Consider the following 12,104-nt stretch of genomic DNA (forward strand, 5'->3'; position numbering starts at 1 on the left):
TATTTATATATATTAAACAGATTTTATGCCTATCAATCCTTATTAAACTGTCCTTTCATAACTTCGTTTCTGCTACAATTACGCCAAAATTTACATTCATTTAAAGACTGATTATGACCGACTCCCACTCTGTAAACTCTGATAATAACATTCAGATTGATACCCATAAAGATGACGCCGTTTTAGACTATTTGAGCGTTGATGATTATGATTATGAGCTGCCAGACAGCCTGATTGCGCGCTATCCATTAGCACAGCGCTCTGCCTCAAAACTACTACACCTAGCCACTGATAATCAAAAAAATACGGCCAGCGTAGAGGATCGTTTGTTTGCTGAGTTACCTGATCTATTGAAGGCTGGCGATTTGATTGTGTTTAACGACACCAAGGTGATGAAAGCGCGCCTATTTGGTCAAAAAGATACGGGCGGTAAGCTTGAAGCACTCATTGAGCGCTTGGTTAACATTTCAGATTTAGATGCCGCAACTCTATATTTAGAGGATATGGACGGTGAGCCTGTCAATCAAGAGCATATCGCGCTGTGCCATGTTAAGACCAGTAAAGCGCTGAAACTCGGTCAACGCGTGGCACTTGCTGATGGTCACATGCATGCGGTGATGATTGGTCGTCAAGACAATTTATTCATCTTGGCATTTGATGCGCCTATTTTGCCGCATTTAGAGCTTTATGGTGAGTTGCCTATTCCGCCCTACTTTGAGCGCCATGCTGATGATACCGACAATACGCGTTATCAAACAGTTTTTCATGATCCAGCCAAGCTTGCAAGTGTAGCTGCACCCACGGCAAGTTTGCATTTTGATGAGTCAGTATTGAGCAAGTTGGAAGCAAAAGGCATCAACACGGCTTTTGTCACTTTGCACGTTGGTGCTGGTACCTTTGCACCGGTGAAAACAGACAATTTACTCAATCACACCATGCACAGCGAATATGCGCATTTACCACAAGCAACCGCTGAGCTTATTAATCAAACGCATGCAAACGGTAACCAAGTTATTGCCATTGGTACAACTGTGACTCGTGTCCTTGAAACAGCGTATCAAAAAACAGCCGTAAATGGACAAGCACTTTCTAGTTGGTCAGGCGATACGGATATATTTATTTACCCTGGTTTTAAGTTTGGCGTTATAGATCGACTGTTGACTAACTTTCACTTGCCCAAGTCCACCTTATTGATGCTGGTATCGGCGTTTTCTGGTAAAGCCGCTATTGAACAGGCTTATCAACATGCCATAGAAAAGCAATACCGCTTCTTTAGTTACGGCGATGCAATGTTGCTTGATAAAAAAGCAAATTGAACATTGCACAAACATTTTTTTATTGGTCACAACAGTTGTGAAATAAACTGGTAAACTAGGCGGTATTTTGCTATAAAAGCAAAGACAACTTATATTCTGAAGGGCGGCTCATGTCTTGTCATTTATCTCATCGCTTGACTACTGTACATCGTGCGATATCGATGGCATTACTTTGTTCTATAGGCTATGCCGCTTCAGTGTCAAGCGCGCAAGCAGCGACGATTGGTAAGACTGTGGTGACCTCTGCCCAGCATGAGCCACTAACGGCAAGCATCGTGGTCACGGATATTCGAGCAGCTGACTTTTCAGCCAGTTTGGCAAATCCGATTATTTATCAGCAAATGGGACTGACGCCCACAGATTCGATGACTGTACGCTTCACGCCTACCTCAGCGACTAGTGGACAAGTATTCATTACCACATCAAAGCCTGTTTCTAAACCTTTTGCTGATGTGGTATTGGCGATAAATGATAAGGGTCAGCGCAATGTCGTTCCTAAGACATTACTGATGCCGCTCAGTGATAGCTTGCCTATTGATACCTCCAAAAACATTGCGACAGTCGTACAAAGACCCAACTTACCAAGTGTGTCTGCAAGTACTGCCAGACCGCTGACTGTTAGAAAGGGTGCGCCGCCGCCATTGATATCAGCATCTGCTGCATCTACACCTAAACCACTAGCAAGCGATTTAGTCGTCTCTACGTTGCCAGCGCCTAATATGCAACCTGCTGTCATTCAGGCGGCTAGTATACAAGCACCTACCGTAACCTCTACATCACAAGGTAATAACCTTGTTTATGCGCCCAGTCGTTTGGACAATGGACGTTTGGAAGATAGTCGTTTAGGTACGAATAAAACAGCGATGACCGCTGGTACAAATAGCGTCAGCATCAATTCTGTTGAGAATGCAACCAATAGTATGCTGGGTGCTAGTACCAATGACAACAAGACACCGATGCCAGCTATTACTGATAAACAGTTAGACATTTTAAATATTCAAGTCACTCGTCAGGTGCAACCTAGTAGTCAGAAAGATATGGGTACTGTCGTTGCCTCCCCTATGATGCCAATGCCAAAGAACACGGAAGTCAACGCGCTGAAGACTGATCTTGATACTAAGACTAGCCCCACCAGTGCTACTGCCGTAACTGCTGCCCCTAGTAACATACCTGCCAATATTGCTGCGTCTGGTAATGCTGTTTCTAGTAATACGCTAAACGTAACCAGTAATGCTACGGCTCAGTACCAAGTACAACGCAACGATAGCCTTTGGATTATTGCGCAGCAAATCGCAGAGGAAAACGATCTAGACATCCAAACCGTGATGAAACAGATTCAATCACAGAACCCAGACGCTTTTATCAATAAAGACGCAGGGCAGTTAAAAGCCGATGCTAAGTTAAGTTTGCCCAGCTACGACGTTGTCCCATCGCAGAAAAAACTAGAAGCTGCCATTAATGCCCAAAGACAATATAGCCGTAGAGCAAACACTCCTATCGCCACAAAAACTGCCAAGACACCGTCCAAAAAAACATCTGAGATGACTCAAGCAGCCAAACCGCGTGAAGAACCTGCGATGACTAAAACACGCACACTACCAAAAGCGCAGTTTTCTGTGCTTGCCCCCGATCATAATGGCAGTGCAGAAGGCACGCAATCAAAATCATCTGCTACCAAGGGCAATGGTCTTAGTACCGATATATTAGCAACGCTCAAATCATCAAGACAAAGCACAGCGACGCAAGCTCAGCAATTATCAAAAACCAGTAGTGCGCTTGATAGCTATAGTAAAAAGATTCAACTCCAAAACCAAAAACTGGCTGAGCTACAAGCTCGTCTCAAAAAACTACGCAATCAATAATTGCCTGACTGATCAACGCAGTACGCTTTGATCATAGGCGTGGGAATAATTATGGACAATATGCTATATATCATCGCCGGATTGGTGCTTATCTTATTAGTAGCTGGTGTAGTATTGCGCAAAAAGAAAGCACAAGAGCCTTCAGTACAACCGCACATACAGTCAGGGAAAAAGGCTGCTACGCTAACACCAACAGCCAAAACGACCAGTGACACTTCTACTCGCAGTCATGAAGATATTGACAAAAAATTCGATCATATTACGATTGCTGAGCGCTTTATCGATCAACAGCGTCATGACAAAGCAATTGAAACACTCAACCGTGGTCTCAATGAAAAGCCAAACGACAGCCAGTTGTTACTTAAGCTACTCAGCATTTATGCGACCATCGATCAGCCAGAAAACTTTAACAAAGTTTATGACGTTATTAAGACGCAGAACGATACACAAAGCATCGCTCAAGCTGACGAGCTAAAAGCTTTATTTTTTGGAGAACAAAATCCAATTGCGGCGCAAGAGATGCCAGTAGAAGATGACACGAACTTCGAAAGCATAGATTTTGACTTACCAACTGGTCAATTTGATGACAAGCAATTTGATAATAACCCATCATTATCTGACCAGCCAGTGGTACAAAACAGCAACCGTACTCTGGTAGATGAGTCTATCACTAACCCTGCCATCTCAAATGAGCTTCATGAAGCCAGCTCTACAACTGACACAGTAGAGGACAACTTTGATCTTACTCTGAGCGATTTTGAGGATGATTTCGAAGAACCTACTGCCAACAGTTCAACTCCTGTCACTTCATTAAACACGACAGATAAGGAAAGCCAAAATACATCTACTATCAATGATTCAGCGACTGAAGATAGCGACATCAGTGATTTTGATTTTAATCTTGACTCATCTGAGGCGGATATTAATACGCTGCCAGAGAATTCTGTCACGCCAAGCCGCTCTGATGACGCTAGCGATGAGATGACGCTGGACAGCGAAGCGTTTATTTTAGATTTTGATGAATTAGTGACCGATGTCGAGACTGATACCAACACTGACGAAACCAATGCTAAAGATTTGACCGTCGATGCTGCTCAAAATGATGTCACTCAAAGTCAAGAAGAAGACTTTACTTTATCTTTAGAAGATTTTGACGCCTCGAATAGTACAGAGACGGTATTAGTAAACAAAGAGCCTACTCTCGAAGAAAGTAATGACTTTGATGATTTCGTACTTGAAGATCGTAATTTTGAAGAAAACTCTTTTGAAGTGAATGATCTTAAGGAAGATGCTCTTGAAGAAAATAGTTTTGAAAACCGTCCTCTAACAGACAATGTTCTTGAAAATAATAGCTTTGAAGATAACAATCTTGAAGAACTACGTTTCGATGACAGTAGCCTAGAAAGTACCATTACTGAAACACCTAGTGTCGCAGCAACTGCTCCATTGCTATTTGATGACAACACTTCATTAGAAAACGACTTTGATTCTGAGACAGATTCTTCAATAACGCCTACTTCATTAGCCCCAGTCGAAAACGAGAGTGCGGTTACTTCTGAAGTTGAGACTGAGTCAGAAGAAGACTTCTCATCGCGTTTTTCAGCGGATTTCGACTTTGTAAAGTCGTTAGACAGTAATCAAGTAACACTGGACTTGGCAAGCCAGTATATACAACTGGGTGAATACGATAGTGCCAAACGTTTGCTGAAGGAAGTCATGGTTCACGGTAACGATGAACAGCAACAGCAAGCAAAAATGCTACTTGAGCGCACAGCGTAGTAAATAACTTGGTTTTTCATCAGCAGGTACTCTATAGTTTTATAACATAGAATACCTGCTGATTTTTTTTGCATTTAACCTTCATATTATCTATTATTACTACCTTCTCTTCTTTTATTGCGCCATCCTCTACTATGACAAAAACAATATCCGATCCTGTTCAATTGATTTATGCTGGTGGTACTTTTGGTAGCTACGGCAGACCTTTGGCTTCATTATCAGCAGAAGTGTTTTTACCTATTTTACAAAACCTGCTGGCAGCTCAAGAAGACACAGCTCATCTATCAAAATCTTCGTGGTTGGACAACACGCTGATCAAAGACAGCAGTCAACTCACTCCCAATGATTTCGCTCACTTTTATCAGCTTCTACTAGGCGCTTACGCGCAAGGTGGTCGGCGTTTTGTCTTAATTACTGGGACGGATACTCTAAGTTATCTGGGTGCTTTTTTGGCAGAAGCTTTTGCCGGTAGTGATATTTGTATTGTTGTAACGGGTAGTATGCGTCCGTTGCTAGATAGTGAAGTATTGCACTCTTACTGTATTGATGATCATAGCGATGCTTGGGACAATCTTAATAGCTCATTAAAGTTAGCAGCGGCAGGTGAAGCAGGTGTCAAGATTAGTTTTGGCGGTGAGTCGTGGCCTGCGCAAACGGTACAAAAGATTCACAGTCATGACTTGATGGCATTCACGGGTCATTTTCGAGCGGCATATCCAGCAAACAGTTATGTAAAGAATCTACCAGATACCCGCCGTCAACATTGGCTTGATGACCAGCAAAAAATGCTGAGTAGTATTCAAAATCGCGCTGAGAGCGTGCGCATTCATGCTCTGTACTGCTTACCCAATGACGCTGAGGTCATCAACAATCAATTACAGGCCTTATTGTCACAGCCATCGTCTGGCATTATATTAATGGGATTTGGGGCTGGTAACGTCCCCTATTCAGCGGCACTAGCAGAAACGTTAGAGAGTGCTCATGAGAAAGGGCATATGGTGATAGGTGCCAGTCAATGCCCATTCGGCGGCGTCAGCGATAGCTACGCAGCAGGCAGTTGGCAATACGATCATCATGTCATTGCTGGTGGTCGGCTGACCATTCCTGCTATTTATGCGCGGCTATTATGGTTGCTACTGCGTTACGACAGTCCAGCAAGACGTAGACAACGCTGGTTGAATAACGTCACTCAAATGGGCACTACCATCAAAAAAAGATAAATGATTATTCACCTTTTCTCATTTTATAAGCTTCGAAACCACAATGTCAGAAACCAAAACCAGCGAACCTGAACCAACCTATACCTTAGCCATTGCCATTGAGTTTTTAGGCACACATTACCATGGCTGGCAGCGCCAACGAGAAGTGCTGGGTGTACAAGAAGCATTAGAGGTGGCTATTGGTAAGGTCGCTAATGAAACCATAGAAGTAGTTGCCGCTGGGCGTACTGATGCGAGTGTACATGCCAGCAATATGATTGCTCATTTCACCACTCGTGCGTATCGCCCTACTCACAATTGGCTGCGCGGCGTGAACAGCTTACTACCTGATGACATCGCCCTACGCTGGATTCAACCAATGCCAGCCGACTTCCATGCACGCTTTGGTGCCATTGCTCGTCGCTATCGTTATATCACGCTCAACCAAGCGCAGCGTCCTGCGATACTCAACCATCAAGTAACTCATATCTATGAACCGCTTGATTTGGCTGCAATGCAACTTGCTGCGGCTGACATCGTTGGTACTCATGATTTTAGTAGCTACCGCGCTGCCGCCTGTCAATCCAATCAGCCAGTGCGTACCGTGAGTCATGCAAACCTTTTCGCCCATGGTCAATTTATCGTTTTTGACATCCAAGCCGATGGTTTCTTACACCATATGGTTCGTAATCTGATGGGTACCTTATATGCCATTGGTAGACATGAACTTGCACCCGCAGATTTTTTAAGTATTTTAAATAAAAAAGACCGTACCATAGCGCCAGCCACTGCTTCTGGGGATGGATTATACTTTATTAATGCTTACTATCCTGAACGCTTCCAAGAGCTACTGCCAGATGCGCCTTTAACCCCACTTTGGCTGAACTTACCAAATTGATATACATATCAGTTACAGGCTGTCAAGTCAAAACCAGGTTCTGTATTGCTTTAACCTGCTAACTTACGTATAATATGGGCTTATTTTTAATTGATTGATACAAATTATGGCAAAAGACGATATTATTGAATTTGAAGGCGAAGTCATCGACACCCTTCCAAATACTTTGTTTAAAGTGCGTTTAGAAAACGGACACGAAATCATCGCACACATCTCTGGTAAAATGCGTAAGCATTATATTCGCATCTTGACAGGCGATAAGGTTAAAGTTGAAATGACACCTTATGACTTGTCTAAAGGTCGTATCACTTACCGCGGTAAAAACTAAATTCTGATTGTTATCGACTAAAATGGTTATAAAAGCATATAGATGTCTGGAGCCGATTGTTAAATAGCTTCTTTAACGCTAATATAAATGCTTGAGTGGTTTAACTGATAATAATAATGAAAATGCTAACCTGCTCATTATTGCCTATCAATGTTTTAGTTTTTAATTCAAGTGTCTTGTTTTTACCATAGAAAATACCGCTAATATCAGCGGTATTTTTTTGTCTGGCTTTTATAATGTATTAAAGCGATACGCACTTTTTATGTGAATTCAACAGTAGCTCCGTTTTGAATCACGCCTAAAAGTGCCAATGCATCCCAGTTAGTCAAACGGATGCAACCTGCTGATGCCTGACGACTGATACGAGCAGGATCTGGTGAGCCATGAATACCATAAGAAGGTTTGCTCAGCCCGATCCAAACCAAACCGACTGGATTGTTGGGGCCTGGCGGAATAATAGACTTGCTACCATCATCGGCGGTATAAGTATAATTAGGCTCGTGTACTTTCACTTTTACTGTATGCGTACCTGTAGGTGAAGGTGTCGCGGTACTACCTACTGTTGTTGGATAGCTAGCGACTAGATTATTGTCTTCATCATAAGCATATAACGTCTCAGTGGCCTTATCTGCCACCACTCGACTCACAGGCTTAGTGTTAGGATTACCAGGATTGTAAACCGTGATTGTCTCGCCAGCAGCAAATTTGGCATTAGGATTTAATGCCTTTAAATATCCTTCGCTAATATGGAATTTTTCTGCCAATGCTTCGATAAGACTCTCATAGTACATACCGTCAAGCTTGGCCTTTTCCGTTGCTTCTTCAGGTATTTTTGTGGTTTTGACATTGACATCTGCTTCACTTAGCTGATAATTCACCAATACTGGTTGCGTTAGTAGCTTCTCGTTCTTACTCAATGCTTGCCATGTTTCGTTATTCAAACTGTCGGTGACGGTCAAGCTATTCGCCTTTTGAAATGCTTGCATGGCTTTACGCGTATTTTTACCCCAGTACCCATCTACAGGGCCAACACCATTTTGGTGCCAGTTGAGTAATGCCTGTAATTTCGCTCCTGTAGTGCGGTCTATTTTCGCTCCTGTCTTCCAAGTGGCTTTGTTCACACTTTTAGCCACGGCAGGCAAATTGTCTGTCGTATACTTTATTGTAGGAAGTAGATTTTTTAGCGCACTCGCCGTCTTACTATTGCCTGCGGGCTGCTGACTGACACCATTGGTCACTGGGCTCAAATCATTCATATTTGCGCTAGTACTATTATTTGTCGTACTCATACTACCAGTCGTACTCATATTATCAGTCGTACTCGTGGTATCAGTGGGTGCTGCAATGCTTTGTCCCATAAAAATTGTTGTAGAGAGACCAATCATTGCTATTGCCGTGCTAATTTTTTTTAATTGGTACATGTGCTGCTCCTAATTTTTTATAAAAGTGCTCAATTTACTCTTATAGAATTATTTTTTTGACTATCTGATTATTTAGCAAGCCACTTTATTAATGATCTTGTTTATTTGACTACTTATTGATCAAGATACTTAGTCACCATGGCACTAAATGATAAGGTTGCACAGCCTCATGGCTTCATCAAAGTAATGAATGGCACTATCATTTATTGAATGACAGCCTGCTAAAATCAGATGTGGTTTTTCCATTTACAAACAACTCATGTTGACATATTCTTCTGTGAGCATATAACAGCTTTATGTTAAAAGGGCGCTTGTTATGCAGCATCTCTGTTAATGCTGTTCATAACAGAAAATTTTATTTTTTAGATCCGCATTTTAATACTCATATCTGTATTGCTTTTCAGTTCTCCACTGCATAGTGACTATGCTCAACCTACAGGCCATAAAAAACCCATAAATTGCTCAGCAACTTATGGGTAATTGAAAGACAAGGAGCGTCTATCTAATAATTCTATAAAAATTTGAACACAACAGAGCAGTTTTGTTTAGATCAATTTGGCCAATACTGCTTGACCCATTTCTATACAACCTACTTGCTTTAGTCCAGATTCACTGCGGTCTAAGATGTCAGCAGTACGTAGACCATCATCCAACACATCGCTTACCGCTTGCTCGATGGCTTGCGCTGCCTCTTCTTGTTTAAAGGTGTAACGAAGCATCATTGCTACAGATAAAATGGTTGCTAGTGGATTGGCTTTATCTTGTCCTGCTATATCAGGTGCTGAACCATGGCATGGCTCATACATACCTTTACCAGCTTCATCCAGACTGGCTGATGGTAACATACCAATAGAGCCCGTTAGCATAGCAGCTTCGTCAGATAAGATATCACCAAACATATTGCCAGTCACCATGACATCGAACTGCTTGGGGTCTTTAATCAGCTGCATGCAAGCATTGTCAGCATACATATGTGATAGTGCCACATCGTTGTAGTCCGCTTGCTGCATCTCAGTTATCGTCTGCTTCCATAGCTCAGTGACTTCCAAAACATTTGCTTTATCTACTGAACACACCTTTGGCGCCGTACCTACTGCTTGTGCGCGCGTTCTTGCCAGCTCAAACGCAACCTTACCGATGCGGTTGATCTCACTTGTGCTATATACCATGGTGTTATAGCCTTGCTGCTCACCATTCTCTAACGTACGAATACCACGAGGCTCGCCAAAATAGATACCACCAGTCAACTCACGAACGATCAGTAAATCTAGACCTGAGATAATTTCAGGTTTGATGCTTGAAGCATTAACAAGCTGCGGATAAAGCTTTGCCACTCGTAAGTTGGCAAACAAACCAAGCTCACCACGGATTTTTAGTAAGCCACGCTCTGGACGTTTACTGCGTTCAATATTATCCCACTTAGGGCCGCCAACAGCACCTAGTAATACGGCATCTGCGGCGCGCGCGCGCGTCAACGTCTCATCTGGCAATGGCTCACCAGTCGCGTCGATAGCCACACCGCCAATCAATCCAGACTCAAGGGTCAAACCTAGTGCAAACTTCTTATTGACAGCTTCGAGCACGTCAATGGCTTGAGTCATAATCTCAGGGCCGATACCATCGCCCGCTAATGTTAAAATCGTTGCCATACTGGTCCTTTTAAGTGGGTAAGTTTTTATTAATATAGTCGATTTGATTATTTTGAGATGACTAAGATCATCGTTTTAAGAATACAAATAACTTCTCAGTACCGATGTGCGACTTTATGCTTTGATTGCCTTGGATTTAGATGCCGTAGGTGACACCTCAAACGTGCCCGTCTCAATAAACTCGCCTTGACGCTCCGCACCCAGTTGCTTGCAGAATCTACGCTGTACTTGACTGCCTTGCAATAAATCAATACATAAAGGTTCAGGCGAGGCTGTTTCTAATAAGCTACCAGAATTTGTATCAGATCGTTTTTGATAAGCACGTAGCCGATAAGTACCTGGCTCAACAAAGTCATGGATCATCGCAAAACGTTCTATATAACTTCTATTGTTTTCTGGATAAAAATTAACATGCACTTCACGCTTTGCAGGCATCACTCGAGCATAATAATTGGTCAAACCTGGCATGGCCGAGGCAGACAATGGCACAATTTTGATAGAATTTTTACTAACGAGTGGAGTCATGTCCATATTCATCGGTGCTTTTACTGTCTTCTTCACACCATCAGAACTTGGCATAGCCACCAGCATCGCAGGATTAATCGGCTCATGACTGTCAGGCGAAATCACTAACGTTCTATCTATCTGCATAATTTCGCAGTGATAAGTGCCTACACATGCGATATTTACTTCACCAGCAATGGGTTCAATCTTACCTGCCCATACTTTGGCGCTTTCTGCCTCTTCTATTTTCTGGTAGCCAGTTAGAGACTGACAGCCCGACAACAGTAAGCTTGCAGCAAAAATCGTACTTGTCCATAACGCATAACGGTTTTTATTCATAATGGCGGCTACTATTTATAAGAAAGATAATAAAAGACTATAAAAACTGTCTTTCATTTTAGCCAGTTCACCGCCATAACTCAACGTTACATTACGACTGTTCAGCAGTTTTATGAACCTTCATTTATAGATTTATCATTTAAGCTCGTACGTCATTAAAGATCCAAGGTGTCTTTTGCATCATTTTATGCTCGTAATCTTTGATAGCATCACTTTGCTGCAAAGTTAAACCGATATCATCAAGACCATTTAACAAGCAATGCTTACGAAAGGCATCGACTTCAAACGCATATTCCTCACCCGTTGGCGTAGTGACTACTTGACGCTCGAGATCTGCGGTCAACTCATAACCTTCGTTGGCAAACGTAGCTTTCATCAAGGTATCTACAATAACCTCATCCAATACAATCGGTAGCATGCCGTTTTTGAAACAGTTGTTATAAAAAATATCAGCAAAGCTTGGTGCAATGACCGTACGAAAACCGTACTCTGAGAGTGCCCAAGGCGCATGTTCACGGCTAGAGCCACAACCAAAATTTCTGCGTGCCAGCAAAATAGTAGCGCCTTGATAACGCGGTTTATTCAAAACGAAGTCTGGATTGATGATACGTGTGCTGTTGTCTTGACCCGGATAACCCTCGTCAAGATAGCGCCAATCATCAAATAAATTCACGCCAAAACCAGTACGTTTGATAGATTTCAAAAACTGCTTTGCAATAATTTGATCGGTATCGACGTTTGCGCGATCGAGTGGGCAGACGATACCGGTTTGAGAGTTGTAAGCTTGCATAAAATGTCCTATCAATCGT

10 protein-coding genes are annotated in these 12,104 nt (G+C 42.5%); 6 read left to right on the forward strand and 4 right to left on the reverse strand.

Annotated features, from left to right (window positions below; translation table 11 throughout):
* Positions 1-113 precede the first annotated feature (113 nt).
* From queA to infA, 6 genes are all read left to right on the forward strand, one after another.
* Complete coding sequence (gene queA, locus ACT3TH_RS00930) at positions 114-1,316, forward strand: tRNA preQ1(34) S-adenosylmethionine ribosyltransferase-isomerase QueA (RefSeq protein ID WP_444753982.1); 1,203 nt, start codon at positions 114-116, stop codon at positions 1,314-1,316.
* A 110-nt stretch (positions 1,317-1,426) separates the two neighbouring features.
* The gene (locus tag ACT3TH_RS00935; RefSeq protein WP_444753983.1) at positions 1,427-3,178 is read left to right on the forward strand and encodes a type IV pilus assembly protein FimV; all 1,752 of its coding nucleotides are present in this window, start codon (positions 1,427-1,429) and stop codon (positions 3,176-3,178) included.
* A gap of 51 nt (positions 3,179-3,229) precedes the next feature.
* A complete protein-coding gene (locus tag ACT3TH_RS00940) occupies positions 3,230-4,957 on the forward strand; it encodes a FimV/HubP family polar landmark protein (protein WP_444753984.1) in 1,728 nt (575 codons plus the stop codon).
* A gap of 134 nt (positions 4,958-5,091) precedes the next feature.
* Complete coding sequence (locus ACT3TH_RS00945; protein WP_444753985.1) at positions 5,092-6,177, forward strand: asparaginase; 1,086 nt, start codon at positions 5,092-5,094, stop codon at positions 6,175-6,177.
* 43 nt (positions 6,178-6,220) lie between these two features.
* Positions 6,221-7,054: a tRNA pseudouridine(38-40) synthase TruA gene (truA, locus tag ACT3TH_RS00950; protein ID WP_444753986.1), complete on the forward strand. Its 834-nt coding sequence runs from the start codon at positions 6,221-6,223 to the stop codon at positions 7,052-7,054.
* Positions 7,055-7,160: 106 nt separating this feature from the next.
* Positions 7,161-7,382 (forward strand): translation initiation factor IF-1, encoded by a 222-nt coding sequence (gene infA / locus ACT3TH_RS00955; protein WP_021814850.1) that lies wholly within the window; start codon positions 7,161-7,163, stop codon positions 7,380-7,382.
* Positions 7,383-7,642: 260 nt separating this feature from the next.
* Here the strand turns inward: infA and ACT3TH_RS00960 are convergent, their stop codons facing one another.
* The 4 genes from ACT3TH_RS00960 to leuD form a co-directional block, all read right to left on the reverse strand.
* On the reverse strand, positions 7,643-8,803 hold the full coding sequence (locus tag ACT3TH_RS00960) for a L,D-transpeptidase family protein (protein WP_444753987.1): 1,161 nt from the start codon (positions 8,801-8,803) through the stop codon (positions 7,643-7,645).
* Between the two features lie 545 nt (positions 8,804-9,348).
* Positions 9,349-10,452, reverse strand: a complete 1,104-nt coding sequence (gene leuB, locus ACT3TH_RS00965; protein ID WP_444753988.1) for a 3-isopropylmalate dehydrogenase — start codon at positions 10,450-10,452, stop codon at positions 9,349-9,351.
* A gap of 114 nt (positions 10,453-10,566) precedes the next feature.
* Complete coding sequence (locus tag ACT3TH_RS00970; protein WP_444753989.1) at positions 10,567-11,295, reverse strand: hypothetical protein; 729 nt, start codon at positions 11,293-11,295, stop codon at positions 10,567-10,569.
* 139 nt (positions 11,296-11,434) lie between these two features.
* A complete protein-coding gene (gene leuD, locus ACT3TH_RS00975) occupies positions 11,435-12,085 on the reverse strand; it encodes a 3-isopropylmalate dehydratase small subunit (protein ID WP_444753990.1) in 651 nt (216 codons plus the stop codon).
* Between the last annotated feature and the right edge of the window lie 19 nt (positions 12,086-12,104).

This window comes from Psychrobacter sp. AOP22-C1-C5 (assembly GCF_052378885.1).
In the GTDB taxonomy this organism is placed as follows: Bacteria; Pseudomonadota; Gammaproteobacteria; order Pseudomonadales; family Moraxellaceae; genus Psychrobacter.